The sequence below is a fragment of the Streptomyces sp. NPDC013457 genome (assembly GCF_043089925.1).
Classification (GTDB): Bacteria; Actinomycetota; Actinomycetes; order Streptomycetales; family Streptomycetaceae; genus Streptomyces.
In genome coordinates this window covers 932,012-958,093 of sequence record NZ_JBICBL010000001.1, presented here as the reverse complement: position 1 = coordinate 958,093, position 26,082 = coordinate 932,012, and the positions used below count along the sequence as shown (strand labels likewise).

The following is a 26,082-nucleotide window of genomic DNA, read 5'->3' as shown; positions in this document are numbered from 1 at the left end:
GGACTCTTCCGGTCCGCGGGCCTTCGCGCGCCCACCGCAGGCCTGGCCCGTCAGTCGCGCGGCTCGACCAGCGTCACCAGGAACGACTTCGCCCCGCCCACATTGCCCGCCGCGTCGATCGTCCGGTACTCGACCGTGTGCGTGCCGTAGTCCGGCGTCGCGTCGTCCCACGGCACCGCCCGGCTGCGGCCCAGCTTTCCGTAGACGAGGTCGTCGACGACCGTGCCGCCCGGCGAGAAGCGGAACGGCGCCTCGGCGTCGGTGGGCCAGCCGTAGTACGTGTACCAGCCGTCGCCGTCCACCCGGAACTGGCGCACCACGGCGCCCGGTTGATCGTCACGCGCTGTCAGCCGCATCGTGAACTCGCCGTCGTAGACGTACTCGACCGGACGGCCCGGTCGGCTCACCGTCCGCAGGGGTTCGGACAGTTCGTACGCTCCCGTCGCCGGGCGGGCGTCCACCGTCCACCTCAACTCGGTGTCCGTGCCCGGGATCCCGGCCGTCAGCGTGTGGGTGCCGGGCGACAGGCGCAGAGAACGCAGTTCCAGATCACGGTCGTTGCCCGGGTTGGCGACCTGCCGGCCGTCGAGGCGCCAGCGGACGGAAATCGTCCGGCGCGTCGGGTGGGTGGTGTCGGCATGGACCACGGAGCGGGCGCCGACCGGGGACGTCGTCGGGGTGTGGCCCGTGAAGGCCGGGTCGACGTTCTCCTCCGGGGTGGTCAGGGAGCGGTCGACCCTCCAGCTCACGGTGCGGGTCAGCGCCGACGAGCCGCGCACCGCCGGGTCGCGTACGAAGGGTGTCGGGTCGCTGACCGTCGCCGTCAGGGTGTGTGCGCCGGACGGGAGGGAGAGCGAACGAAGGTCGACCGTACGGGCGTTGTGGGTGCGGAGCGCCCGGCCGTCCAGCCGCCACACCACGTCGAGCTCCCCGCCGAGCGGATGCAGGGTGTCGACCCAGACCGTCCGGTCGGCCCCGATCGGACGCGCGTTGCCCGTGTGCCCCTGCACGAGGTTCACCTTCGCCGAGATCGCCTTCACCATGACCTCGCGCTCGACCTGGTCGAAGGCGTAACCGAGCGTCTTCATGATCGAGTGCCTGCTCGGCCGCCACACGCCCTTCGTGCTGTACAGCCCGCCCTCGTGCCGGCCGATGACACCGCCCGCCTCGCTCGGTTCGCCCAGCCAGCGCCACCACTTTGCGCGTTGCTCCCGCATCCGCTCTTCGGTCAGCAGGGTGTGGTGCGCCGACGAGGGTTCCGTCCCCTCGTACGTGCCGCCGGCGACGCCGCGCGCGTAGTAGTCGTACTCGTCCTGGAGGCCGCCCAGGGAGTGGCCGATCTCGTGCGGGGTGATCAGTGAGGAGAGCGCGTTCCCGCCGGAGGCGGTGGCGTAGCTGCCGCCCGCGCCGCCGTAGGTGTCGCTGTTCGCGAGCGCCACGATCTGGCGGTTGGCGGGGCTCGTGCCGGGCACGAGACCGGCGAGCGCTGCCGCCTTCGCGCTGTCGACGGTCAGCAGCCGCTGCACACTGTCCGGGTTGCAGCCGCCCCAGAAGCCCATGTCGAGCGGAGTGTCGCGCCGGGGCGCGTCGAGCCCCGGATCGCAGTCGACCCCGGACTCCGGCGAAGGGACCTCCACCGCCCAGACGTTGATGTACGAGCGGTAGGAGGCGAACGGCTCGATGCTCCACAGCACGCCCAGGTGGGTGTCGACGTCCGCCCGGAACTCGGCCGACTCCTCGGAGGTGTAGCCGTCGCCCATGATCACCAGGTTGAACCGCCTTTCGGCGGGACCCGTGAGCTGGACGGGGACGACCTTCGCCGCCGCGAGGGCGGTGTCGGCGGGCACGGCGGACTCGGCGACCGCCGGTCCGGTGCCCACCAGTCCGGCGGTCATCAGACAGCCCGCGACGAGACGGACCATCGTCCTTCGAAAGCGTGTGCCAGGTGAGTCCATGGGGCGCGAGCGTAGGCCGCGCCCTCTGGGACGTAAAGATGTTCGCCGGACAGTCGTCCGGCCGCCGAATCAGCGTCGCAGGTACGCCAGCTCCGCGTGTTCGGCGGTGTAGCCCTCGACGAGACGGCGGGCCACCGACACCGAGTCGACCAGGGGGTGCAGGGCGAACGCCTTCACCGCCGTGGCCCGCGATCCGCTCGCCGCCGCCGCGAGCACCTCCCGATCGACCGCCTTCACCGCCGTGACCAGACCCACCGCGTGGTACGGCAGGGGCGCCACCGAGACCGGATGGGCACCGGCCGCGTCCACGAAGCAGGGCACCTCGATCACCGCGTCCGCGTCGAGGACCGAAAGGGTCGCGCCGTTACGGATGTTGAGGATCAGCGTGGCCCGTTCGTTGCGGGCGATCGCCCGCATCAGCGCCAGCGCCACCTTCTCGTACCCGCCCGACTCCAGATCCTCCTCGTCCCGCTCGCCGACCCCCGCCGCCTCCCGGTTGGCGGCCATGTAGGTCGCCTCGCGGTCGGCGAGCGTACGGTGCCAGGTGGCCAGCGCCGGCGTGGCCGGCTTGCCCATCTCCCCGTAGAAGCCCGCCTGCTGGTCGCGGAGATAGGCGCCCCGCGTCCGCTCGGCCTGCTGGTAGGCGCGCACGGCCTCACGGTTGAAGTAGTAGTAGTGCAGGTATTCGTTGGGGATCGCGCCCAGTGTGCGCAGCCACTCCGGGCCGAAGAGCCGCCCCTCCTCGAAGGAGCCGAGGGCCTCCTCGTCCGCGAGCAGCCTGGGCAGCTCGTCCCGTCCACCGACCCGCAGGCCTCGCAGCCAGCCGAGGTGGTTGAGGCCCACGTAGTCGATCCAGGCCTCGTCCGGGTCCGCGCCGAGGAGCCGGGCGACCCGGCGGCCGAGCCCGACGGGGGAGTCGCAGATGCCGACGACCCGGTCGCCGAGGATCCGGGACATCGCCTCCGTCACCAGACCGGCCGGGTTGGTGAAGTTGATGACCCAGGCGTCCGGGGCGACGACGGAGATCCGACGGGCGATGTGCTCGGCGACCGGCACGGTCCGCAGCCCGTACGCGATGCCGCCCGCCCCGACCGTCTCCTGGCCGAGGACCCCCTCGGCGAGGGCGATCCGCTCGTCGGCCGCCCGGCCCTCCAGGCCGCCGACCCGGATCGCCGAGAAGACGAAGTCCGCCCCCCGCAGCGCCTCGTCCAGATCCGTCGTCGCCGTCACCTCGGGTGCGTCCGGCACCCTCGCCGCCTGCTCGGCGAGGACCCGGGCGATCGCCGAGAGCCGGCCGCCGTCGAGGTCGTGGAGCGTCACACGGGTGACCCGCCCCTCGGCGTGGTCGCCGAGCAGCGCGCCGTACACCAGCGGGACCCGGAATCCGCCGCCTCCGAGAATCGTCAGTTTCATGGTCGTACGCTACTGCGATGCACGTATTGAGCAGCCGGATCCTGCTCCGGCCGTCCGACCCCGAGACCTCCCGGCGCTTCTACGGAGAGCTGCTCGGCCTCCCGGTGTACCGCGAGTTCGGCACCGGACCCGACCGGGGCACCGTCTACTTCCTCGGCGGCGGCTTCCTGGAGATCTCCGGCCGCGCCGCCCCGACCGAGCCCCAGCCACGGCTGCGGCTCTGGCTCCAGACGGCGGATGTGCGGGCGGCGCACCGGGAGCTCGTGGACCGGGGCGTCGGGATCCGGCGGGAGCCGCTGACCGAGCCCTGGGGGCTGGTCGAGATGTGGATCACGGACCCCGACGGCGTGGAGATCGTCGTCGTCGAGGTCCCCGAGGACCATCCGCTGCGCTACCGCCCCTGAGCGGCGTGCCGGATCACCCGACGTCGAGGGCGTTGCGCAGACCGAGCCGGTACCTCAGCCGGTCATGTCGCTTGAGCGCCTCCATCTCGGGCGCGCGGAACAGGGGCTCGACGGTGCAGCGCGCCGCCGTCGAACCCGTACGGTCGAGGAGCGCGTTGACGGCCTGCCGGGCCGAGGCGTTGGCCCCCTCCATGGTGGCCAGGTCGATGTCGACGGCCACGTAGTCGCCGGCCAGATAGAAGTTGGGCACCTTCGTGGCGGCCTGGGGGCGGTTGTGGAACGTGCCGACCGGGTGGATCAGGAGCTGGTCGTCGTTGGTCGGGTTCGGTGTGCCCAGACCGTCCACCCCCGGGTCCAGGAACCACGAGTGCAGGGCGCCGTCCTTGAGCACCGTACGGCCCGTGTCGTTGAACGCGGCCTTGAGCTGCGCCCACACCTCCCGCGCGACTTCCGTACGGGTGCACTGCTTGGCGGTCTTTCCGTAGAGGACGCCGGGCACGTCCCACTCGGAGACGTCCACCGACAGGCAGTCCACGACCGAGCCGTCGCCGTAGTCCGCGGGGAAGTCACGGGTCGGCCAGTGGTGGGCCTGCTGGATGCAGGTCAGGGACCAGGGGGAGTCGATCAGGTTGGCGTGCCCGGCGAGCAGCGGCGCCCGTTCGGTCAGATAGAACTGGATGCCCGTCATCCAGTCCGTCTCCAGCCTGTCGCACCGGGCCAGCTGCGGATCGGCCGCCCGCAGCGCGGCGCCCCAGGTCCTGCGGGCGTGCTCCACCGGCATGGCGGAGACGTAATGGTCCGCAGTGACCCGGCGGCGGACGCCGTCCGGGTCCTCGATCACGGCGGCGGAGATCCGGCCGCCCGTGGCGTCGTACGCCATCTCCCGTACGGTCCAGCCGACGCGGAACTCCACGCCGAGCCCCGTCAGATGGGTGACCCACGGGTCGATCCAGGCCTCGTTGGTGGGCAGGTCGAGGATCCGGTCGAGAGGCCCGTCCGCGCCGCGCCCGAGCGCGTTGAAGGCGAAGGCCTCGAGGAGTGTGGCGACCGTTCGGGTGCTGGCCTCCTCCGCCTTGGTGGCCACGATGTTGCGGGTGAGCCCGACGGCGAGGATGCGCTGGTAGTCGTAGCTCATCCGCTCGGCCCGCAGGAACTCCCACCAGGGGGTGGCCTCCCAGGTTCCGTTCCGCCGCTCGTCGCAGCTGGTGAGGAAGACCAGGAAGCGGTTGACGAAGTACGCGGCCTCGTGGAGAGGGATGGACCGGGCGGTCTCCAGGAGCGCGGTCAGGGCCCGGCGGATCTCGTCGAGGGTGAGCTCGGCGGGCCGGTGACCGGGCCAGGGGAGCGGGATGCGGAGGTCCTCGCGGCCGGTGCGGGAGAACGCCATCTCGGCCGGGGCGACGAGGTTGCCCCAGACGCCGTCGGCGTTCCCGGGGAAGGGGATGCGCCGCATCGTGTCCGGGAGGTTGTGGTAGATCCCGGGGATGAACCGGAAGCCGTGCTCGGCGGGAAGCGGTCTCCGTCCGCCGCGCGCGCTCTCGGGCACGTCCATCGAGCGGGCCTTTCCGCCGAGGGCCCGGCGCTCGTAGACGGTGACGCGGAACCCGCGCTCGGCCAGTTCGTGGGCGGCGGTCAGGCCGGCGACGCCACCGCCGAGGACGGCGACGGACAGGGGAGCGGCGGGAGCGGACGGCGTCTCGGCGGCCGCCGTGGCCGGTGCGGCGCCGACGGTGGCCGTGGCGGTGGCCGCGGTGACGGCGGCGGCCGTGGTCACGAAGGTGCGTCGCGAGGTACCCGTACGGTGCATGTCCCAGCCCCTTTGGCTTACCGGCGGTAACTGTCACGTCCGGCGCAGGAGCATAAGGGCCTCCCTCCCACCCCGGAAGCATCGTGCGGGCCACTCCCGGCACATGGCGCGATCCCGCCCCTCCGTACACGCGACGATCCCGCCCTCCGTACACGCGACAATGACGTCATGTCCCGACGCACCACCGGCCCCAAGCGGCGCCCCGCCACCCCCACCGCACCCTCCGCGCCCGCCGTCACCGCGGGCTCGCCCTGCCCGTGCGGCCTGCCCGCGACGTACGGCGAGTGCTGCGGACGCTTCCACTCCGGGCCCACCGCCGCGCCCACCGCCGAGCTGCTGATGCGCTCCCGCTACAGCGCCTTCGTCGTGCGCGACGCCGCGTATCTGCTGCGGACCTGGGCTCCGGAGCACCGCCCGGGGGAGGTCGACTTCGACCCCTCGATGCGCTGGGCGGGGCTCGAGATCCGAGACACCGCCGACGGCACGGCCTTCCACCAGTCCGGGACGGTGACCTTCGTCGCCCGCTACACCCACGACGGCGAGCCCGGCTCGCTCCACGAACGCAGCCGTTTCCGGCGCCACGAGGGCGCCTGGGTGTATGTGGACGGCGACTTCATCGACGAGCCCTGACGCCCGGACCGCCGACAGGTCCGGTAGTCGGGCAGTGGAGCCCGTGCCCAGGGCCTCAGGAGGTGACGCCCACCGGCTCCCGGTCGCGTCGCGGCAGGCCCTGCGCCAGGTCCTCCGCGATCAGCTTCTTCGTGATCGCGTCCGTCGCGGCCCTGAGCTCCGGTCCGGTCGGCCGGCCGGTCTCCCGCTCGACCCGGTCGCTGAGCCAGTCGCCCCAGGCGTGGGTGATGACCTCGGCCTCCCGCCGCCCCGCCGGGGTGTGGGAGAGGAGCGAGCCGTCCCGGGTCAGGAACCCCTCGTCGACCATGCGGTCGAAGACCGGCAGCAGGACCTCCGGGGGGACCCGCCGGCCGGCGGAGATCAGACCGAGACTGGCGTGTCCGACCGTACGGGTGAAGAGCTCGACCTGCATCACCGCCCACGCGCCCGCCGTGTCGAGCCGGGTGTCCGAGCCGGAGACGATCCGGCGCGCGGTCGCCAGATCCGTCTTCTGCAGGATCCTTCCCACGGCGAGTTCGAGCAGTTTCGCCGAGTCGCCCGACATCGTCGGAGACCCGAAGCCCTCGCCCATGTCGGGCGCCGAGGCCCGGGCCGTGTCCCGGAGCGCGACCTGCTTGAGGAAGAGCGCCACGACGAAGCCGATCGCCGCGACCGGAACGGTCCAGAGGAAGACCGTGTGCAGAGTGTCCGCGTACGCCTGGACGATCGGTGCCGCCACGTCGTCCGGCAGCCCGTGCACCCCGTCCGGGCTCTGTGACGCCGCCGCGATCGCGGCCGGGTCCATGGCCGGCCCGGCGACCGCCGCCGCCGCCTCGACCCCCTGCGCCAGGTTGGGCTTCAGGGAGTTGGCGTAGATCGTGCCGAAGACCGCCGTGCCGAAGGAGCTGCCGAGCGTACGGAAGAAGGTGACGCCCGAGGTGGCGGTGCCGAGGTCGGCGTAGTCCACCGTGTTCTGCACCGCGATGGTCAGCACCTGCATGCACAGACCGATGCCGGTGCCCAGCACGAACATGTACAGGGACTCCAGCCAGGCACTGGTCCCGGTGTCCATCAGGGACAGGAGGAAGAGGCCGACGCCCATCACCGCACAGCCCACGATGGGGAAGATCCGGTACGTGCCGGTCTTGCTGACCACGTTGCCGCTGTAGACCGAGGCGATCAGCAGGCCGACGACCATCGGCAGCGTCCGGATGCCCGAGACGGTGGCCGAGTCCCCGTCGACGTACTGCAGATAGGACGGCAGGAAGGTCATCGAGCCGAGCATGGCGAAGCCGACGACGAAGCTCAGGACGGAGCAGACGGTGAACACCGGGTTGGCGAACAGCCGCATGGGCAGCATCGGTTCGGCGGCCCGGGTCTCCACCCAGCAGAACAGGGCGAGCGCGATCAGGCCGCCGACGAAGAGCCCGATGACGACGGGGGAGCCCCAGGCGTACTCGTTCCCGCCCCAACTGGTGGCCAGGATCAGGGCGCTGGAGCCGACCGCGACCAGCGCGATGCCCGTGTAGTCGATGACCGGCTTGCTCGCCGAGCGTACGGAGGGGATCGTGCGGGCGGCGGCGATCACGACCAGGATCGCGATGGGGACGTTGACGTAGAACGCCCAGCGCCAGGTCAGATGGTCGGTGAAGAGCCCGCCGAGCAGCGGGCCGATGACGGTGGAGACGCCGAAGACGGCGCCGATCGCGCCCTGGTACTTCCCTCGGTCGCGCAGCGGGATCACATCGGCGATGAGCGCCATGGAGGTGACCATCAGGCCGCCGGCGCCGATGCCCTGCAGCCCCCGCCAGACGATCAGGAGGGTCATGTTGGTGGCGAGTCCGCAGAGGAACGAGCCGGTGATGAAGACGATCGCCGAGACCTGGAAGATCACCTTGCGGCCGAACAGGTCACCGAACTTGCCGACCAGGACGGTGGCGACCGTCTCGGCCAGGAGGTACGAGGTGACCACCCACGACATGTGGGCGGCGCCGCCGAGGTCCGAGACGATGGTCGGCAGCGCGGTGCCGACGATCGTCTGGTCGAGCGCGGCCAGCAGGACTCCGAGCATGATCGTGCCGAAGACGATGTTGCGGCGACGGCTGTCGAGCACGGGAGGCCCGGCGGCCGGGGGCGCGGGGGCGGCTTCGCTGGTGGTCGTCACCCTCGCAGCCTCACACCGGGTGGCGCGCCCCGCATGCGGGGGACGTCCGAACCGGTGCGGCGCCGGGTCCGCGCCCCGAACGGGCTAACGGGGCCCCGGGGACTAGTGGGTGACCGGAAGCAGCGGGTGGTGCTTGGCCAGGATCTTGTTCGCCCGGGCGAGCGTGGAGAGTGCGTGCTCCCGGTCCGCCCGGTCCTCCGCGCAGAGCGGCCCCCGGAAGCGCAGCACCTCGCGCGCCGCGCAGTCGGCGTCGATCTCCGCCTGCAGGACGTGCAGCGGCAGGCAGGACCCGATCATGGCGGCCACACGGTCGGGGATCGGGACGGGTACGAGGGGCGAGGGCGAGGTGATCACGGGCCAGTCCTTGTGGGTACGGATGTCGGGGGTGGGGTCTCCCTCTCCAATACGTACAGGATGGCGTTCCGGGTTCGGAGACGGGTATGTCTCCGTGAGGCAACGGTGTGTCCTCCGTTCGGCGAGGTGTGCGGACGAGCCGGACCCGGCCCGGGTACCCGCCGCACCGCGCCTTCCGGTGTTCCCGCAGGTGCGCGCCGCGGGGGGCGATCTTCCTTCTGAAACGACCCTCTGTATCGCTCGGTTGTCCACCGAACGCGAGATCGGGCGGCCGGGTGGGAGTGTGAAGCATCTCACTCCCGGCGCTGCGGCCCGTCGCGTGTGCCTCTCGTGCGGAGCGATCGTGTGGGGGCGGTTGAAATCTGGTTACGGTCAAGTAAGTTGACTTGTCGGTAAGTCCGGAGGTCCCGCACACTCCCCGCCCGCTCGCCGCGAACAGGAGCCACGTCATGGGCGTACGCAAGGACTTGAGGCAGGCCAGGAAGCGCCCCGAACTGCGCGACCGGTTCCCCGTCGAGCTCGTACGCGAGGACGGGGTCGTACGCGAGGCGCGCACGGCTCTCCCGCCCGGGCCGCCGCCCTCCGGCACCCCTGCGGACATCCCCTTCGCCCACGCGGCCGTGGACCCCGGTGCGGTGGTCATGCGCCGCCGTGAGCACGGGAACTGGCGGACCGTCACCGCGGCCGAGTTCGCCGGGGACGTCCTGGCCGTGGCGAAGGGGCTGATCGCCGCCGGAGTCGAGCCCGGCGGACGCGTCGGGCTGATGGCGCGTACGAGCTATGCCTGGGCCGTGCTCGACTTCGCCGTCTGGTCGGCCGGCGCGCAGACCGTCCCGATCTACCCCACCTCCTCGGCGGACCAGATCACCTGGATCCTGGAGGACTCCGGCGCCCGCCACGTCGTCACCGAGACCGCCGAGCACACCGCCACCGTCCGCGCGGCGGCCGCCGCGCTGCCCGCACCGTCCGAGCCGGTCCGCGTCTGGCAGACCGACTCCGGCGGCCTCGCCGAACTCGCCGCGCTCGGTACGGAGGTCGCGGACGAGGCGCCGGCCAAGCTGCGCGCCGCCCTCGCGGCGGACACCGTCGCGACGCTCTGCTACACCTCCGGCACGACCGGCCGCCCCAAGGGCTGCGCCCTCACCCACGGCAACCTCCACGCCGAGGCCCGCGCCACCGTCGAGCTGCTGCATCCGGTCTTCAAGGCGGTCACCGGCCAGGCGGCCTCCACCCTCCTCTTCCTGCCGCTCGCCCACATACTCGGACGCGTCATCCAGCTCGCCTGCCTCATGGCGCGCATCGAGATAGGCCACTTCCCCAGCATCACGCCCGACGAACTCCGGCCCGAACTGCGCCGGTTCCGGCCGACCTTCGTCGTCGGCGTGCCCTACCTCTTCGAGAAGATCCACGACACCGGCCGGGCCACCGCCGAGAAGCTCGGCCGCGGTGCCTCCTTCGACCGGGCCGACGCCGTCGCCGTCCGCTACGGCGAGACGGTCCTGCGCCACGTCCTCGGCGAGGGCCCCCGCCCCGGTCCTGGACTGTCCGCCGCCTGGGCGCTCTACGACCTGCTCGTCTACCGGCGCATACGCAAGGAGCTGGGCGGCAACCTCCGGTACGCCATCAGCGGCGGCTCCCCGCTGGACGCGCGCCTGAGCCGGTTCTTCTACGCCGCCGGTGTCCTCGTCTACGAGGGCTACGGCCTCACCGAGACGAGCGCGGCCGCCACCGTCACCCCGCCGCTGCACCCGCGCCCCGGGACGGTCGGCCGCCCTGTGCCCGGCATCGCCGTGCGCATCGCCGACGACGGAGAGGTGCTGATCAAGGGCCCCATCGTCTTCACCGCGTACTGGAACAACCCCGAGGCCACCGAGGAGGTGCTGCGGGACGGCTGGCTGGCCACCGGCGACCTCGGCGCCCTCGACGACGACGGATATCTCGTCATCACCGGCCGCAAGAAGGACATCCTGGTCACCTCCGGCGGCAAGAACGTCTCCCCGGCCGTCCTGGAGGACCGGCTGCGCAGCCGCCCGCCGGTCGGCCAGTGTCTCGTCGTCGGTGACAACCGTCCGTACATCGCGGCGCTCGTCACCCTCGACCCGGAGGCGATGCGGCACTGGCTGTCCGTACGCAGGCGCCCGGCGGACACCCCCACGGCCGTGCTCCGCGAGGATCCCGAGCTGCTCGCCGACATCCAGAAGGCCGTCGACCACGCCAACCGCGCCGTCTCCCGGGCCGAGTCGATCCGCCGGTTCCGTGTCGTGGAGGGGGAGTTCAGCGAGGAGAACGGGATGCTCACCCCCTCGCTCAAGGTGAAGCGGCACGCGGTCACGGCCGCGTTCGCGGCGGAGATCGAGGCGCTGTACCGCTGACGGCTACGCCAGCACCTCGGCGAGGTCGTACGAGACCGGCTCCTCCAGCTGCGCGTAGCCGCAGGACTCCGGCGCGCGGTCCGGCCGCCAGCGCTTGAACTGGGCCGTGTGCCGGAAACGGTCGCCCTCCATGTGGTCGTACCCCACCTCGCAGACCCGTTCCGGGCGCAGGGCCACCCAGGAGAGGTCCTTCTTGCCCGACCAGCGGCTCGGCGCGCCCGGCAGCCGCGCCCCCGCGTGTGCCGCCTCCTCCGCCCAGGCCGCCCACGGGTGTCCGTCGGGCGGGTCCATCCGCAGTGGTTCCAGTTCGGTGATCAGCTCCTCGCGACGCTTGGCCGTGAAGGCCGCGCAGACCCCGACGTGCTGGAGCGTGCCGCCGTCGTCGTACAGGCCGAGCAGCAGTGAGCCGACCACCGGGCCGCTCTTGTGGAAGCGGTAGCCGGCCACGACCACGTCGGCCGTGCGCTCGTGCTTGACCTTGTACATCAGCCGGGCGTCCGGCCGGTACGGCAGGTCCAGCGGCTTGGCGATCACCCCGTCGAGGCCCGCCCCCTCGTACTGCTCGAACCAGCGCGCCGCGAGCTCCGGGTCCGTCGTCGCCGGCGCCAGATGGACCGGGGCGTCGACCCCGCGCAGCGCCTCCTCCAGGGCGGCGCGCCGGTCGGTGAGGGGCGTGTCGAGCAGCGAGTCGTCGCCGAGGGCGAGCAGGTCGAAGGCGATGAACCGGGCCGGGGTCCTCTCGGCCAGCATCCGCACGCGCGAGTCGGCGGGGTGGATGCGCTCGGTGAGCCGGTCGAAGTCGAGCCGCCCGTCGTGCTCGATCACGATTTCGCCGTCGACCACGCACCGCTGGGGGAGCCGGGGGAGCAGGGCCTCGACGAGCTCGGGGAAGTAGCGGGTCAGCGGCTTGCCCGTACGGCTGCCGATGACCAGCTCCGGTCCGTCGCGGTGCACGATGGCCCGGAAGCCGTCCCACTTGGCCTCGTACTGCATGCCCGGCGGAATCTTCTTTACGGCCTTGGCCAGCATCGGCTTCACGGGTGGCATCACCGGCAGATCCATGGGCCGATTGTCCGGTATGCGAGGAATGTCGGCGAGCTCTACGCTGACTCGCATGGCGACCAAGGCGGCAGCGGTGGAGCTGGAAGTCGGAGAGCGGACGGTACGCGTCTCCAATCCGGACAAGGTGTACTTCCCCGAACACGGCTACACCAAGCTCGACATGGTCAGCTACTACCTGGCTGTCGGCGACGGCATCACCCGTGCGCTGCGGAACCGGCCCACGACCCTGGAGCGTTACCCCGACGGAGTGACCGGCGAGTCGTTCTTCCAGAAGCGCGCCCCCAAGTACCTGCCGGAGTGGATCCCCACGGCGCACATCACCTTCCCCAGCGGCCGGTCCGCCGACGAGATGTGCCCGACCGAGCCCGCGGCCGTGATCTGGGCCGCCAACCTCGGCGCCGTGACCTTCCACCCGTGGCCGGTACGGCGCGAGGACACCGACCACCCCGACGAACTGCGCATCGACCTCGACCCCCAGCCCGGCACCGACTACGCCGACGCCGTACGCGCCGCCCACGAGCTGCGCGCCGTCCTGGACGAGCACGGACTGCGCGGCTGGCCCAAGACCTCGGGCGGGCGCGGGCTGCACGTCTTCGTGCCGATCGAGCCGCAGTGGACCTTCACCCAGGTCCGCCGTGCCGCCATCGCCGTCGGCCGCGAGCTGGAGCGCCGGATGCCGGACCAGGTGACGATCAAGTGGTGGAAGGAGGAGCGCGGCGAGCGGATCTTCGTCGACTACAACCAGACCGCGCGCGACCGCACGATCGCCTCCGCCTACTCCGTGCGCCCGCGCCCGCACGCCCCCGTCTCCGCACCGCTGGACTGGGACGAGATCGACGACGCGACACCACGGGACTTCGACATCAGGACGATGCCGGCCCGGTACGCGGAGGTGGGCGACGTCCACGCCGGCATGGACGACCACCGGTTCAGCCTGGAGAGCCTGCTCGAACTGGCCCGCCGTGACGAGGCGGAGCACGGACTCGGCGATCTGCCGTATCCGCCGGAGTACCCGAAGATGCCGGGCGAACCGAAGCGGGTCCAGCCGAGCAGGGCGAAGAAGAGCGACTGAGGAGGACCGGCTGCGGAAGACCACCGAGAAACCCCGCCCGGAGCGGCTCGGAAAGGCCTTCCGACGGCCCTCGACGGGGGTCTCCGCACGCGCGCACGGGTGATCACGAGTGGGTGGACCGGCCCTCGCGCCCGCTCCCCGCCGAAGGCCGTACACGGCCTTCGGTGTCACTCCTGAAATGGGCTCTGACCTGGGCTTTCGACGTGATTCCCACTACCGTTCAGGCATCGGGAAAGGGGTGCCGGATGGACCGGAACATACGTGACGTCGACGATGTGCTGAGGCTTCTCGACGGGCTCTTCGCACCGGAGGCCGACCGCTGGACCGCCGAGGCGGCCGGCTGGTGGAACGGCTTCTACGGCGACCGCACCAAGCCGGTGCCCTTCTTCGTCGCCAAGCCGGACGAGAGCCTCGTCTCGTACGTCGACCGGGGGTGGGTCGCACCCGGCCGGGCGCTCGACCTGGGCTGCGGCCCGGGACGCAACTCCCTGTATCTCGCCTCCCAGGGTTTCGAGGTGGATGCCGTGGACCTCTCCGACGAGGCGATCGCCTGGGCCCGGGAGCGCACCCAGGAGGCCGGCGCGCAGATCCGGTTCCATCACGGAGACGCCTTCGAACTGGCCGGGAGCGCGCTCGCCGGCCCGTACGACCTGATCTACGACTCGGGCTGCTTCCACCACCTGCCGCCGCACCGACGCGTCAGCTACCTCGCCCTCGTCGAGCGGCTGCTCGCGCCCGGCGGGCGGCTCGCCCTGACGTGCTTCGCGTCCGGGGCGATGGGCTCGGAGCTCGCGGACGCCGACTTCTACCGTGAGCCGGGACTCCACGGCGGCCTCGCCTACACACCGGAGTCCCTGCGCTGGATCTTCTCCGACCTGACGGAGGTCGAACTGCGGCGCATGCGGGACGAGCCCGCCGAGTCCCCGCACTTCGGCGAGGACTTCCTCTGGACGGCCCTGTTCCGCCGCGAAGACGCCCCGGCCCCGCTCACCTGACCGCGCGCGGACCCCGCGTCCGGGGGAGACTCGGAGACACCACCGCACACGCCCAGGGAGCTCCGAAGGAGCAGCGCCATGCTCACCACGCGCTACGTCACCGGATCGCCGAACTGGATCGACCTCGGCACCCCGGACATCGAGCGGGCGGCCGCCTTCTACCAGGGCGTCTTCGGCTGGGACTTCGTCTCCGCGGGGCCCGAGGCGGGCGGGTACGGCATGTTCCGCTCCGACGGCAGGACGGTCGCCGCCGGCATGCAGGTCGAGCCCGGGCAGGGCGGCCCGCCCGCCTGGACCGTGTACTTCCGGTCGGCGGACGCGGAGGCGACCGCCAAGGCCGTCCAGGCGGGTGGCGGCACGGTGCTGTTCGAGCCCATGGACGTCTTCGACTTCGGCCGTATGGCCGTCTTCACCGACCCCGCGGGCGCCGGCTTCGCCACCTGGCAGCCGGGTACGTTCCAGGGCCTCGACCTGGTCGACGGGCCGAACTCCCTGACCTGGGCCGAGCTCCACACCCCGGACGTGGACGCGGCCGTCGCGTTCTACCACTCCGTCTTCGGCCTCGAGAGCGCCGAGATGCCGATGCCGGAGGACACCGGGGCGTACCTCACCCTCTACCCGGCGGGTCTGGGGGAGGAGGGGATGTTCGGAGGTGTCGTCCCCCTGGACCTCGACCCCGTCGAGGCGGAGGGCGGTCCGGGCTGGCTGGTCTACTTCGAGGTCCCGGACACCGACGCGGCGGTGGCGGCGGCCGAGCGCCTCGGCGGCATGGTGCGGCTGGCCCCGATGGAGCTGGAGGCCGTCGGCCGCATGGCGAAGCTCGCAGACCCGTTCGGCGCGCGATTCGCGGTGATCACGAGCACCCCGCTCGACGAGGCGGCGTGAAGCGTCGAGGCGGCCGGAGAGTGGCGCGTGTGACCGCCCGGCGCGCCGCATTGATCGAACGTTGATGGACCGTTTACGGCCGAACGGCAGCGTATCGGCCATGCAGACCGACACCACTGTGATGACCGCCCCGGCCGCCCCCGACATGTCCTGGCAGGAGAACGCGCTGTGCGCCCAGGCCGGGCCCGAGTTCTTCTTCCCCGCCCCCGGCTCCTCGACGCGCGAGGCGAAGCAGCTCTGCGGGGCGTGCGAGGGCCGGGTGGCGTGCCTCCAGTACGCGCTGGAGCACGACGAACGGTTCGGGGTGTGGGGCGGCCTCTCGGAGAAGGAGCGGGGGCGGCTCAAGCGCACGGAAGGCGCCCGCCGCCACCTGCGTCCCTGAGACGGGTCGGCCTGATACAGGTCGGCCCGGTACGGGGCAGCCCGAAACGGGTCGGCCCGATACGGGTCAGCCCGAAACGAGTCGGCCCGCTACGGGTCAGCCCGCCGCGCGGGCCGCCATGCGCGCCTTGCGCGCCGCCAGCTTCTCGTCGAACTTCGCGGCCTCGCTGTCCAGGCCGTTCATGTACAGCCCCAGCTCCTCCTGGGCCTTCAGGCCCTCGGGGCCGAGGCCGTCGATCTGGAGCACCTTGAGGAAGCGCAGCACCGGCTGCAGCACGTCGTCGTGGTGGATGCGCATGTTGTAGATCTCGCCGATCGCCATCTGCGCCGCCGCCCGCTCGAACCCGGGCATGCCGTGACCCGGCATCCGGAAGTTCACGACGACGTCCCGCACGGCCTGCATCGTCAGGTCGGGGGCGAGCTCGAAGGCCGCGCCCAGGAGGTTGCGGTAGAAGACCATGTGCAGGTTCTCGTCGGTGGCGATGCGCGCCAGCATCCGGTCGCAGACCGGGTCGCCGGACTGGTGGCCGGTGTTCCGGTGCGAGATGCGGGTCGCGAGCTCCTGGAAGGCGACGTACGCGACGGAGTGCAGCATCGAGTGCCGGTTGTCCGACTCGAAGCCCTCGCTCATGTGGGCCATCCGGAACTGCTCCAGCTTGTCCGGGTCCACGGCGCGCGAGGCCAGCAGGTAGTCGCGCATCACGATGCCGTGGCGGCCCTCTTCGGCGGTCCAGCGGTGCACCCAGGTGCCCCACGCGCCGTCGCGCCCGAAGAGGGAGGCGATCTCGTGGTGGTAGCTGGGCAGGTTGTCCTCGGTGAGCAGGTTCACCACGAGGGCGATCTTGCCGACCTCGGTGACCTTGGACTGGGACGGGTCCCAGGCCTCGCCGTCCTCGAAGAAGCCCGGGAAGTTCCGGCCGTCGGACCATGGGACGTACTCGTGCGGCATCCAGTCCTTGGTGACCTTGAGGTGCCGGTTGAGCTCCTTCTCCACCACCTCTTCCAGCGCGTAGAGCAGCCGCGCGTCGGTCCACCCTGTCGAGCTGCCGAGGTGGGGAGAGGTGAGCGTCACGGGAAACTCCTGGGGACGGAGAGAGGGCATACGGGATTACCTACGGATTCGTAGGTTACGAGACCGTAGGTTAAGGCCCCGTAAGGCCTCGGCCAAGCCCGTCCGGGCGATGTCCGGTTACGTTCCGTTATGTGCGCTGCTGATGACGGCGAACGGAGAGGCAGGTCACGGCGCCGGGCGCACCGGGGGTGGCGTGATCATGGCTACGGAGAGCAGGCGGCCGGTCTCAGCGCGCGTACCGCGGAGACCGGCGCCGCCGAGCGCGCGACCGCCCTCGTGGGCGTCACCGAACCGCCGAACCGACCTCCTCCGCGCTCGTCGCCCGCAGCTCGCCGTCGAGCAGCAGCCAGCGGGTGATCCCCAGCGACTCCAGGAACGGCACGTCGTGGCTCGCCACGATCAGCGCCCCCTCGTACGCCTCCAGCGCGGCTGTCAGCTTCCGCACCGACGCCATGTCCAGGTTGTTGGTCGGCTCGTCCAGCATCAGCAGCTGCGGGGCCGGCTCGGCGAGCAGCAGCGCCGCCAGCGTCGCCCGGAACCGCTCCCCTCCCGACAGCGTCCCGGTCGGCCGGTCCGCCCGCGCGCCCCTGAACAGGAAGCGTGCGAGCCGCGCCCTGACGGTGTTCGCGGTCGCCTCCGGCGCGAACCGGGCCACGTTCTCCACCACGCTGAGCTCGTCGTCGAGGACGTCGAGCCGCTGTGGCAGGAACCGGAGCGGCACATGGGTCTCGACCGTGCCGGTGACCGGCTCCAGCTCTCCGGCGATCGTCCGCAACAGGGTCGACTTGCCGGCGCCGTTCCGTCCGACGAGCGCGACCCGCTCCGGTCCGCGCAACTCGAACTCGCCGGCGACCCGGGCGCCGTACCGCAGCTCGAGACCGCTCAGTCGCAGCACCTCGCGGCCGGGGTGGACCATGGTGCGCGGCAGCTCGATGCGGATCTCGTCGTCGTCCCGTACCGCCTCCTCCGCCAGGTCGAGCCGCTCGCGCGCCTCCGCCAGCCGCTCGGTGTGCAAGGCGCGGTGCTTGCCCGCCGACACCTGGGCGGCGGCCCTGCGGTTGTTGGCGACGATCTTCGGTACGACCTTGTTCTCGAAGCTCTTCTGCCCGTACCGCTTGCGGCGCGCCAACTTCATCTGGGCGTCGGAGAGTTCGCGCTTCTGACGCTGGACGTCGGCCTCGGCGACCCGCACCATCCTTTCCGCGGCCTCCTGTTCGGCCGCGAGCGCCTCCTCGTAGGCGGAGTAGGTCCCGCCGTACCAGGTCACCTCGCCCTCGCGCAGATCGGCGATCTGGTCGACGCGCTCCAGGAGTTGACGGTCGTGGCTCACCACCACCAGCACGCCCGACCAGGCGTCCACCGCCTCGTAGAGCCGGGCGCGGGCGTGCAGGTCGAGATTGTTGGTCGGCTCGTCGAGCAGCAGGATGTCCGGCCGGGCGAGCAGCAGCGCCGCGAGCCGCAGCAGGACCGACTCGCCGCCGGACACCTCGCCGATGGTCCGGTCGAGGCCGATGTGCCCGAGCCCGAGCTGATCGAGCGTGGCGCGGGCCCTTTCCTCCACGTCCCAGTCGTCGCCGACCGCCGCGAAGTGCTCCTCCGCGACATCGCCGGCCTCGATGGCGTGCAGCGCGGCACGGGTCGCCGCGATCCCCAGCGCCTCGTCGACCCGCAACGCGGTGTCGAGGACGAGGTTCTGCGGGAGGTAGCCGACCTCGCCGACCGTACGGATCGTGCCCTCGGCGGGTGTCAGCTCACCCGCGAGGAGCTTGAGGAGCGTCGACTTGCCGGAGCCGTTCAGGCCGATGAGACCGGTCCGGCCGGGGCCGACCGCGAGCCGGAAGTCGTCCAGGACCTCGGTGCCGTCCGGCCAGGAGAACGAGACGGAGGAGCAGGTGATGAAAGTGGGATGGGTCGCCATGGGGGCCTCCCTGTTGCATGAGCGCGGGCTGGGGCAACGGGTGAGACACCGGGGCGCGGGCAGGCGGAAATGCTCGTACGCCGAGGGCGAAGACGGCACACGCGGCGCTGCGTGAAGCAGCTCAGGGGCACGCGCGGCACGGTGTCTCGCATCCTCAGACGAGCAACGGCCTTCTCCGATCGGGCGACAACAGGGCCAGGTCAGGACGGTACGCCTGAGGCCGGGTGGCGGCAATCGATTTAACGGGCCGCCGTCGTACGCGGCGCGTCGCGGACGGGCCCGCGGGCGGTCAGCCGTCGAGCAGCTGCGCCAGATCCTGGTCCCAGTCCAGATACTGGTGCTCACGCCCGGCCGGCACCAGATGCTGCGACCGCTTCAGGAAGAGCCGCAGCTCGGACGTGCGCACATGCACCACGGCCACCCCCTCGGGCGCGTGGAACTCGACGACCGTGCGGTCGTAGCCGTACGGACGCACCCGGACGTCCCCGAGCCCGGCCGGCCCGTCCATGCCCTCGGCGAGCAGCTCTCGCGCGAAGGCCCACGACACCTCGACGCCCTCCAGCGTCGCGGGCGGCGGGAACGCCATGCTCACCGCGAAGGGATCCTCGCGGTCGTACCGCAGCGTGGCGGGGACGGTTTCCATCCGGGGAGCGGATGCGACCAGACGGGCCTGAACGGCCTGCTCGATGACGGTGGACAAGGCCAGCTCCTGTCGCGCGGCTTCGGTTCCTGACGTCTCCCTGACACAAGGAAGGACGAACGACGGGGCCGGAACGTGCACTGGGGGGTCACGTGACCTGTGTCACCGCCGCGCTCGCCGCCCGTCGCACGCGACACGAGGCGCTCTGGACGGCGTCCGCGGGGTGGGCTAGCTTCCGGCGCCATGACGTCCAAGGGGAAGACGAGACGAATGATGTCGGCGGGGCTGAGCGGGGCGGCTCTCGCGCTGGCCCTGACGGCCCCCGCGCACGGCGCGCCGTGGCCCGCACCGGATGCGGGGGCTCCGTTCACGGCGCGGGGTGCCGGCTGGCAGCTGACGGAGACCGGCACCGACGCCCGGTTCCGGGGGCTCGCGGCCGTCGACCGCAGGACCGCCTGGGCCGCGGGATCGAAGGGGACCGTCCTGCGCACCACGGACGGCGGCCGGAGCTGGCGGAACGTCTCACCACCCGGTGCGGGGGAGCTGGAACTCCGTGACGTGGAGGCCTTCGACGCCCGGCGCGCCGTGGTCCTCGCGATCGGTGAGGGCGAGGCGTCACGGGTGCTGCGCACCGACGACGGCGGCGCCACCTGGACGGAGTCCTTCCGCAACACCGACCCGCGGGCCTTCTACGACTGCATCACGTTCTTCGACCACCGGCACGGACTCGCCATGAGCGACCCCGTCGACGGGAAGTACCGCATCCTCTCCACACGGGACGGCGGCCGGTCCTGGGCGGTGCTGCCGGACGCGGGGATGCCGGCCGCGCTGCCCGGTGAGGCCGGCTTCGCGGCGAGCGGGCAGTGCCTGGTCTCCTCCGGACCGAGGGACGTCTGGCTCGCGACCGGCGGCGGGGCCACCGCACGCGTGCTGCACTCCCGCGACCGTGGGCTGAACTGGACGGTCACGGAGACGACCGTCCCGGCGGGCGACCCGGCGCGGGGCGTCTTCGGGCTCGCCTTCCGCGACCGTACGCACGGGATCGCGGTCGGTGGCGACTACCGCAAGGACCAGCCGTCGCCGCAGGCGGCCGCGGTCACCGCGGACGGCGGCCGCCGGTGGCGCGCCGCCTCGGCCCCGCCGCCCGCGTACCGCTCGGGCGTGGCCTGGCTCCCGCACTCCTCCTCGGCCGCGCTCGCGGTCGGCCCGACCGGCACGGACCTGACGACCGACGGAGGCCGTACCTGGCGGACCGTCGACACCGGCTCGTACGACACGGTCGACTGCACGCGGGACGGCGCGTGCTGGGCCTCCGGGGAGAAGGGCCGTATCGCCCGCCTCGGCAGGCGCTAGCGGGATAGGGCTAGGAAGGCAGCTGCTCGCGGTACGGAGCGAGTGCGTCGGCCGTCTTGGTCGCGTAGAACTCGGTGATCCGGTAGGCGCAGACGCCCTCGACCGTGAACGGGTCGGCCGCCACGATCTTCTCGATCGTCGCGCGGTCGACCCCCGAGGCGAGGACGATGCCGCCGTCGCGCGGGTTCTTGCGCCCGGAGGCGATGAACACGCCGGCGGCGTACTGCGCGTCGAGCCACTCGACGTGCGCGTCGAGCAGCGCGTCCGCTCGCTCGACAGGGGCGGTATAGGTCAATTCCAGTACGAACATGCCCGCAGGCTACCCGGCGGCCTCCCAAGGGCGGGAGCACGCCCGCCAGTCGGACGGAGGGGTGCCGGGTGCCCGGTGACGGGCCGTAGGGTGACCGTCATCATGATGATCATCGACCTTCCCGACGGCTGGCCCACCGACGAGACGGCGGCCCGCGCCGTGCAGGGAGAGCTGCGCTCCCGGCTCGTGCTCGACGAGCCGGGACCGCCGCCCGGCACGGGCCATGTGACGGGGCTCGACGTCGCGTACGACGACGAGCGCGACCTCGTCGCGGCCGCGGCCGTCGTGCTGGACGCCCGGACGCTCGACGTGGTGGAGGAGGCGACGGCGGTCGGCCGGGTGTCGTTCCCCTACGTCCCCGGGCTGCTCGCCTTCCGCGAGATCCCGACCGTGCTCGCCGCGCTCGCCTCGCTGACCGCCGACCCCGGGCTGCTCGTCTGCGACGGATACGGACTCGCCCACCCGCGCCGCTTCGGACTCGCCAGCCACCTCGGTGTGCTCACCGGGCGGCCGTCGATCGGCGTCGCGAAGAACCCCTTCACCTTCGCCTTCGACCGACCCGGACCGGAGCGCGGCGACTTCAGCCCGCTCATGGCCGGTGAGGAGGAGGTCGGCCGCGCCCTGCGCACCCAGGCCGGAGTGAAGCCCGTCTTCGTCTCCGTCGGCCATCGGGTCTCCCTCGCCAACGCCTGCGCCCACACGCTGCGGCTCGCCCCGCGCTACCGCATCCCCGAGAGCACCCGGCACGCCGACTCCCTGTGCCGCCGCGCCCTACGGGACGCCCTGGGAGCTGAGTAGGCGACTGAGTAGGCGTACGGATGGCGGGGCACGATCATGGACGGCAGGCTGGGGTCCATGACGAGCCCCGTACCCCTCCCGCCGAAATCAGCCGACCGCGGACTGGTCGCGATGCTCGCCACCGCCGGCATCGCCGCCCTGGCATGGCTCTGCGCCATGGTGTACGTCGTCGCCGCGTGGGTGACGGCGTGATCGGTACGCTCCAGTGCGTCGTCCTGGACTGCACCGATGTCATGGAACTGGCCCGTTTCTACCAGCAGTTGCTCGGCGGTGAGATCAACCGGCCCGACGCCCAGTGGGCCGTCGGCGAAGCCTGGGCCACGCTCCACGACGCCGCCGGTGCCCCGGTGCTCGCGTTCCAGGGGGTGGCGGACCACAGACCGCCCGTCTGGGGCGCGGCGGAGCAGCAGTTCCACCTGGACGTCCGGGTGGCCGATCTGGCGGCCGCCCATGACGCGGTCGTCGAGCTCGGTGCGTGGCTGCTCGACGACGGGGGCGGCGACCAAGCCTGGCGGATCTACGCGGACCCGGCCGGCCACCCCTTCTGTCTCGTACGCCACTGAGGCGGGCGTCGCCCGGAAGCTCCGTGGCAGGGCATCGGCCCTGGCTCTGCGGCCAGGCGTCAGCCCCGGTGCGCCACCCGGAAGCGGATGCCGGCCTCGCGGAGCCGGCCGAGCAGGGCGTCGCCCATCGCCACGGCCGTGGTGAGCTGCCCCGAGGTCTTCGGCAGGTCGTCCAGGGCGAGACAGAGCGCGGACTCGGCGAGGATCTTCGCCGTCTCGCCGTACCCCGGGTCGCCGCCCGAGACCTCCGTGAAGACCCGCCGTCCGCCGCCCTCGCCGACGAAGCGCACCGAGAACCAGCTGCGGGCGCGCCGCTCGGCGCTCGGGCCCTGCCCCGGCTCGTAACGGTCCATCAGCCAGCGCCGCACGGGCGCCAGTTGGGCGGCGGCCACGCCCGCGCCGATGACGGCGGTGCCGCCGAGCGCCATCGGAAGGGTCTTGACCGAGGCGTAGTGCCGGTAGCGGAAGTCGGGTCCGTACGCCTCAAGGGCCCGTGCCGAGCGCTCCACCACCTGGGCGTCGATGGTCGGCAGCGGAAGCGCCCAGGTGCCGGTCTCCCGGCTGAAGCGCGGTCCGCCGAGCGGCGCACGGGCCCGGCGGCCCACCAACCGGGGCTCGTGCAGGCGCCGTTCGTGCGCGGCGCGGAGGATCTCCCGGCCGCGTCCCATCGCCGTCAGGGCCGATGCGAACGTACCGCCCGAGAAGACGGCACCCGCCCGTACGAATCCGTCGATCCGCAGGGGCACGTCCTCGGGCAGCTGCTGGACGGTGTAGAACACGCCCAGGTCGTGCGGTACGGAGTCGAAGCCGCAGGCGTGCACGATCCGCGCCCCCGTCTCCCTGGCCCGCGCGTCGTACTTCACGTACATCTCGTCGACGAACTCGCTCTCGCCGGTGAGGTCGACGTAGTCCGTGCCGGCCTCCGCGCACGCCGCCACCAGCCCCTCGCCGTACCAGACGTACGGGCCCACGGTGGTGGCCACCACCCGCGTGGACGCGGCGAGTTCACGCACCGCGTCCGCGTCCGCGGAGTCCGCGACCACCAGCGGCAGCTCCGCGCACCGGGGCCATCGCGCCGCCAGCCGCTCCCGCAGCGCGGTGAGCTTGGCGCGGCTGCGCCCGGCGAGCGCCCACCGGCACCCGGCCGGCGCGTGCTCCGCCAGATACTCCGCGGTGAGCTCGCCCACGAACCCCGTCGCCCCGAAGAGGACGACGTCGTACGTCCGCTCCCTCGCGTCCCGTCCCGTGCCGTTCCCGGTGTCCATCCAGCCCCTCGCCTTCACGTACGGCTTCCCCTGAGACGGCGGAGCCTAGCGGTAGCTCGCGCGTGGTCCGTCAGCGGTAGTCGTCGGGGTGGCCCTGCATCCAGGTGTCGATCCGGTCCCGCGTACCGGGGAGCAGGGTCTCGTGCTTCTTCAGGTCGGCGAACGAGCGGTCGCCGCCCAGCGTGGTCCGCAGCTTCTCGATCCAGGCGATCGGTTCCGGGAGGTGACCGGGCCCTTCGGATCCGCCTTCACCGGCGCAAGATCGGGATCTCTTCCTCCCGGACGGAATTTCCAAGCGCTTGCTCGGCCGGGGGGCTTGTGCGGAGTGGAACGTGTTCCTAGCATCACCGGTGTTACATCATTGGTGTCACACAGCTGGGGGCTTGATGGCGGCGTCGACGGAACCGACCCGGACCGCCCGGAACGGGCCGCTCGCCGGGGTGCGCGTGGTGGAGCTGGCGGGGATCGGCCCGGGGCCCTTCGCGGCCATGCTCCTCGGCGACCTCGGCGCCGATGTCGTACGGATCGACCGGCCCGGCGGCTCGGGGCTCGGCATCGACCCCTCGTACGACCTCACCAACCGCAACAAGCGCTCCGTCCTCGTGGACCTCAAGGCCGACGGCGGCCCCGCGACCGTCCTCGACCTGGTCGAACGGGCCGACATCCTCATCGAGGGCTACCGCCCCGGCGTCGCCGAGCGTCTCGGTGTGGGCCCGGACGCCTGCCTCGCCCGCAACCCGAAGCTCGTCTACGGCCGGATGACCGGCTGGGGACAGGACGGGCCGCTTTCCGCCACCGCGGGACACGACATCGCGTACCTCGCGATCACCGGCACCCTCGGGATGATCGGCCCCGACCCGGAGGGCCCGCCCACCGTCCCCGCCAACCTCGTCGGCGACTACGCGGGCGGCTCGCTCTACCTCGTCGTCGGCGTCCTCGCCGCGCTCCAGCACGCCCGCGCGCACGGCGAGGGGCAGGTCGTCGACGCAGCCATCGTCGACGGGGCCGCCCACCTCGCGACCATGATCCACGGCATGCTGGCGTCCGGCGGCTGGCAGGACCGGCGCGGCGTCAACCTGCTGGACGGCGGCTGCCCCTTCTACGGCACCTACGAGACGTCCGACGGGGGGTACATGGCCGTCGGAGCCCTGGAGCAGCAGTTCTACGACGAGTTCGTACGCCTCCTCGGCATCGAGGACCTGGCCCCCGCCCGCAGGGACTTCGGACGCTGGGCCGAGCTGCGCACCGCCGTCGCGGAACGCTTCCGCACCCGTACGAGAGACGAGTGGACGGCCGTCTTCGACGGGACCGACGCCTGCGTGGCGCCGGTCCTCTCGCTCCGGGAGGCCCCCGCCCATCCGCACCTCGCCGCCCGGGCCACCTTCGTCGAGCACGCCGGCCAGACCCAGCCCGCACCCGCGCCCCGCTTCTCCGCCACCCCCGGCACCGTGCGCACCGGCCCCGCCCTGCCCGGCGCCGACACCGACGAGGTCGCCCGCGACTGGGCCGTCACCTCCCTCACCTCCAAGGAGCCGCAGGCATGAAGCGCCAGCTCTACACCGCCGACCACGAGGCGTTCCGCGAGACCGTCCGCACCTTCCTCGCCAAGGAGGTGCTGCCCCACTACGAGCAGTGGGAGAAGGACGGCATCGTCGCGCGCGAGGCCTGGCGTGCCGCCGGACGGCAGGGGCTGCTCGGGCTCGCCGTCGACGAGGAGTACGGCGGTGGCGGCAATCCCGACTTCCGCTACAGCGCGGTCCTCGCCGAGGAGTTCACCCGGGCCGGCGCACCCGGCATAGCCCTCGGCCTGCACAACGACATCATCGGCCCGTACCTCACCTCGCTCGCCACCGAGGAGCAGAGGCGCCGCTGGCTTCCCGGGTTCTGCACCGGAGAGCTGATCACCGCCATCGCGATGACCGAGCCCGGCGCCGGCTCCGACCTCCAGGGGATCAGGACCAGCGCCGAGGACCGGGGCGACCACTGGGTGCTCAACGGCTCCAAGACGTTCATCTCCAACGGCATCCTCGCCGACCTGGTGATCGTCGTCGCGAGGACGACCCCGGAGGGCGGCGCGCACGGGCTGTCGCTGCTGGTCGTCGAGCGCGGCATGGAAGGCTTCGAGCGCGGCCGGAACCTCGACAAGATCGGCCAGAAGTCCCAGGACACCGCCGAACTGTTCTTCCACGACGTCCGGGTCCCCAAGGAGAACCTCCTCGGCGAGCTCAACGGCGCCTTCGTCCACCTCATGACCAATCTCGCCCAGGAGCGGATGGCCATCGCCGTGGCGGGCATCGCCGCCGCCGAACACCTCCTGGAGATCACCACGCGCTACGTGAAGGAGCGCGAGGCCTTCGGACGCCCACTGGCCAAGCTCCAGCACATCCGCTTCGAGATCGCGGAGATGGCGACCGAGTGCGCCGTCACCCGGACGTTCCTCGACCGGTGCATCGTCGATCACTCGAACGGGGAACTCGACGCCGTCCACGCCTCCATGGCGAAGTGGTGGGCCACCGAGCTGCAGAAGCGGGTCGCGGACCGCTGTCTGCAACTGCACGGGGGATACGGCTACATGGCCGAATTCCCGGTCGCCCGTGCGTTCACCGACGGCCGCATCCAGACCATCTACGGCGGGACGACCGAGATCATGAAGGAGATCATCGGACGTTCCCTGCTGGGCTGACCCCTCT

At 72.0% G+C, this 26,082-nt stretch carries 25 protein-coding genes; 13 read left to right on the top strand and 12 right to left on the bottom strand.

The window, feature by feature from the left end; all coding sequences use genetic code 11:
• Window positions 1-50 precede the first annotated feature (50 nt).
• Both ACF1G2_RS04260 and ACF1G2_RS04255 read right to left on the bottom strand, forming a co-directional pair.
• Window positions 51-1,922, bottom strand: coding sequence for a M64 family metallopeptidase (locus ACF1G2_RS04260; protein WP_391796761.1), 1,872 nt, complete (start codon window positions 1,920-1,922; stop codon window positions 51-53).
• A gap of 102 nt (window positions 1,923-2,024) precedes the next feature.
• Complete coding sequence (locus ACF1G2_RS04255) at window positions 2,025-3,368, bottom strand: 6-phospho-beta-glucosidase (protein WP_391796760.1); 1,344 nt, start codon at window positions 3,366-3,368, stop codon at window positions 2,025-2,027.
• Between the two features lie 17 nt (window positions 3,369-3,385).
• Here ACF1G2_RS04255 and ACF1G2_RS04250 point away from each other — a divergent pair, with 17 nt between their 5' ends.
• Window positions 3,386-3,772: a VOC family protein gene (locus ACF1G2_RS04250; RefSeq protein ID WP_391796759.1), complete on the top strand. Its 387-nt coding sequence runs from the start codon at window positions 3,386-3,388 to the stop codon at window positions 3,770-3,772.
• A gap of 13 nt (window positions 3,773-3,785) precedes the next feature.
• Here the strand turns inward: ACF1G2_RS04250 and ACF1G2_RS04245 are convergent, their stop codons facing one another.
• A complete protein-coding gene (locus ACF1G2_RS04245; protein WP_391796758.1) occupies window positions 3,786-5,579 on the bottom strand; it encodes an FAD-dependent oxidoreductase in 1,794 nt (597 codons plus the stop codon).
• Window positions 5,580-5,747: 168 nt separating this feature from the next.
• Here ACF1G2_RS04245 and ACF1G2_RS04240 point away from each other — a divergent pair, with 168 nt between their 5' ends.
• Window positions 5,748-6,209 (top strand): YchJ family protein, encoded by a 462-nt coding sequence (locus ACF1G2_RS04240; RefSeq protein WP_391796757.1) that lies wholly within the window; start codon window positions 5,748-5,750, stop codon window positions 6,207-6,209.
• Window positions 6,210-6,264: 55 nt separating this feature from the next.
• Here the strand turns inward: ACF1G2_RS04240 and ACF1G2_RS04235 are convergent, their stop codons facing one another.
• Both ACF1G2_RS04235 and ACF1G2_RS04230 read right to left on the bottom strand, forming a co-directional pair.
• Window positions 6,265-8,352: an MDR family MFS transporter gene (locus ACF1G2_RS04235; protein ID WP_391796756.1), complete on the bottom strand. Its 2,088-nt coding sequence runs from the start codon at window positions 8,350-8,352 to the stop codon at window positions 6,265-6,267.
• 102 nt (window positions 8,353-8,454) lie between these two features.
• Window positions 8,455-8,706 (bottom strand): hypothetical protein, encoded by a 252-nt coding sequence (locus ACF1G2_RS04230; RefSeq protein ID WP_391796755.1) that lies wholly within the window; start codon window positions 8,704-8,706, stop codon window positions 8,455-8,457.
• Between the two features lie 449 nt (window positions 8,707-9,155).
• Here ACF1G2_RS04230 and ACF1G2_RS04225 point away from each other — a divergent pair, with 449 nt between their 5' ends.
• Window positions 9,156-11,078, top strand: coding sequence for an AMP-dependent synthetase/ligase (locus tag ACF1G2_RS04225; RefSeq protein ID WP_391796754.1), 1,923 nt, complete (start codon window positions 9,156-9,158; stop codon window positions 11,076-11,078).
• Between the two features lie 3 nt (window positions 11,079-11,081).
• On the opposite strand, the gene ACF1G2_RS04220 is transcribed toward ACF1G2_RS04225, so the two are convergent.
• Window positions 11,082-12,140: an ATP-dependent DNA ligase gene (locus tag ACF1G2_RS04220; RefSeq protein ID WP_391796753.1), complete on the bottom strand. Its 1,059-nt coding sequence runs from the start codon at window positions 12,138-12,140 to the stop codon at window positions 11,082-11,084.
• A 52-nt stretch (window positions 12,141-12,192) separates the two neighbouring features.
• Here ACF1G2_RS04220 and ligD point away from each other — a divergent pair, with 52 nt between their 5' ends.
• The 4 genes from ligD (at window position 12,193) to ACF1G2_RS04200 (ending at window position 15,474) form a co-directional block, all read left to right on the top strand.
• Window positions 12,193-13,212 carry a non-homologous end-joining DNA ligase gene (gene ligD, locus ACF1G2_RS04215; RefSeq protein WP_391796752.1) on the top strand — a complete coding sequence of 340 codons (1,020 nt, stop codon included), beginning with the start codon at window positions 12,193-12,195 and terminating at the stop codon, window positions 13,210-13,212.
• Window positions 13,213-13,457: 245 nt separating this feature from the next.
• On the top strand, window positions 13,458-14,207 hold the full coding sequence (locus ACF1G2_RS04210; protein ID WP_391796751.1) for a class I SAM-dependent methyltransferase: 750 nt from the start codon (window positions 13,458-13,460) through the stop codon (window positions 14,205-14,207).
• 78 nt (window positions 14,208-14,285) lie between these two features.
• A complete protein-coding gene (locus ACF1G2_RS04205) occupies window positions 14,286-15,092 on the top strand; it encodes a VOC family protein (RefSeq protein WP_391796750.1) in 807 nt (268 codons plus the stop codon).
• Window positions 15,093-15,192: 100 nt separating this feature from the next.
• A complete protein-coding gene (locus ACF1G2_RS04200; RefSeq protein ID WP_391796749.1) occupies window positions 15,193-15,474 on the top strand; it encodes a WhiB family transcriptional regulator in 282 nt (93 codons plus the stop codon).
• A 96-nt stretch (window positions 15,475-15,570) separates the two neighbouring features.
• Here ACF1G2_RS04200 and ACF1G2_RS04195 read toward each other — a convergent pair whose 3' ends face one another.
• The 3 genes from ACF1G2_RS04195 to ACF1G2_RS04185 form a co-directional block, all read right to left on the bottom strand.
• Window positions 15,571-16,545, bottom strand: coding sequence for an acyl-ACP desaturase (locus ACF1G2_RS04195; protein ID WP_391796748.1), 975 nt, complete (start codon window positions 16,543-16,545; stop codon window positions 15,571-15,573).
• A 283-nt stretch (window positions 16,546-16,828) separates the two neighbouring features.
• A complete protein-coding gene (locus ACF1G2_RS04190) occupies window positions 16,829-18,463 on the bottom strand; it encodes an ABC-F family ATP-binding cassette domain-containing protein (protein WP_391796747.1) in 1,635 nt (544 codons plus the stop codon).
• A 289-nt stretch (window positions 18,464-18,752) separates the two neighbouring features.
• Complete coding sequence (locus ACF1G2_RS04185; protein WP_391796746.1) at window positions 18,753-19,163, bottom strand: SsgA family sporulation/cell division regulator; 411 nt, start codon at window positions 19,161-19,163, stop codon at window positions 18,753-18,755.
• Window positions 19,164-19,346: 183 nt separating this feature from the next.
• Between ACF1G2_RS04185 and ACF1G2_RS04180 the strand changes: the two genes are divergently transcribed.
• Window positions 19,347-20,456: a WD40/YVTN/BNR-like repeat-containing protein gene (locus ACF1G2_RS04180; RefSeq protein ID WP_391796745.1), complete on the top strand. Its 1,110-nt coding sequence runs from the start codon at window positions 19,347-19,349 to the stop codon at window positions 20,454-20,456.
• 10 nt (window positions 20,457-20,466) lie between these two features.
• Here ACF1G2_RS04180 and ACF1G2_RS04175 read toward each other — a convergent pair whose 3' ends face one another.
• On the bottom strand, window positions 20,467-20,766 hold the full coding sequence (locus tag ACF1G2_RS04175) for a YciI family protein (protein WP_352188189.1): 300 nt from the start codon (window positions 20,764-20,766) through the stop codon (window positions 20,467-20,469).
• 102 nt (window positions 20,767-20,868) lie between these two features.
• Here ACF1G2_RS04175 and ACF1G2_RS04170 point away from each other — a divergent pair, with 102 nt between their 5' ends.
• From ACF1G2_RS04170 to ACF1G2_RS04160, 3 genes are read left to right on the top strand one after another with little or no spacing between them, the layout of a single operon-like run.
• The gene (locus ACF1G2_RS04170) at window positions 20,869-21,564 is read left to right on the top strand and encodes an endonuclease V (protein WP_391796744.1); all 696 of its coding nucleotides are present in this window, start codon (window positions 20,869-20,871) and stop codon (window positions 21,562-21,564) included.
• Between the two features lie 57 nt (window positions 21,565-21,621).
• The gene (mmpA, locus tag ACF1G2_RS04165) at window positions 21,622-21,756 is read left to right on the top strand and encodes a morphogenic membrane protein MmpA (protein ID WP_391796743.1); all 135 of its coding nucleotides are present in this window, start codon (window positions 21,622-21,624) and stop codon (window positions 21,754-21,756) included.
• On the top strand, window positions 21,753-22,127 hold the full coding sequence (locus tag ACF1G2_RS04160) for a VOC family protein (protein ID WP_391796742.1): 375 nt from the start codon (window positions 21,753-21,755) through the stop codon (window positions 22,125-22,127). Before mmpA ends, ACF1G2_RS04160 begins: the two co-directional genes overlap by 4 nt.
• A gap of 59 nt (window positions 22,128-22,186) precedes the next feature.
• On the opposite strand, the gene ACF1G2_RS04155 is transcribed toward ACF1G2_RS04160, so the two are convergent.
• Both ACF1G2_RS04155 and ACF1G2_RS04150 read right to left on the bottom strand, forming a co-directional pair.
• Complete coding sequence (locus tag ACF1G2_RS04155) at window positions 22,187-23,392, bottom strand: saccharopine dehydrogenase family protein (RefSeq protein WP_391796741.1); 1,206 nt, start codon at window positions 23,390-23,392, stop codon at window positions 22,187-22,189.
• Between the two features lie 70 nt (window positions 23,393-23,462).
• Window positions 23,463-23,687, bottom strand: a complete 225-nt coding sequence (locus tag ACF1G2_RS04150) for a hypothetical protein (RefSeq protein WP_391796740.1) — start codon at window positions 23,685-23,687, stop codon at window positions 23,463-23,465.
• Between the two features lie 91 nt (window positions 23,688-23,778).
• Between ACF1G2_RS04150 and ACF1G2_RS04145 the strand changes: the two genes are divergently transcribed.
• Together ACF1G2_RS04145 and ACF1G2_RS04140 are read left to right on the top strand one after the other, a co-directional pair.
• A complete protein-coding gene (locus ACF1G2_RS04145) occupies window positions 23,779-24,936 on the top strand; it encodes a CaiB/BaiF CoA transferase family protein (protein ID WP_391796739.1) in 1,158 nt (385 codons plus the stop codon).
• Window positions 24,933-26,075: an acyl-CoA dehydrogenase family protein gene (locus ACF1G2_RS04140; RefSeq protein WP_391796738.1), complete on the top strand. Its 1,143-nt coding sequence runs from the start codon at window positions 24,933-24,935 to the stop codon at window positions 26,073-26,075. The genes ACF1G2_RS04145 and ACF1G2_RS04140 overlap by 4 nt, the downstream gene beginning before the upstream one ends.
• Window positions 26,076-26,082 lie beyond the last annotated feature (7 nt).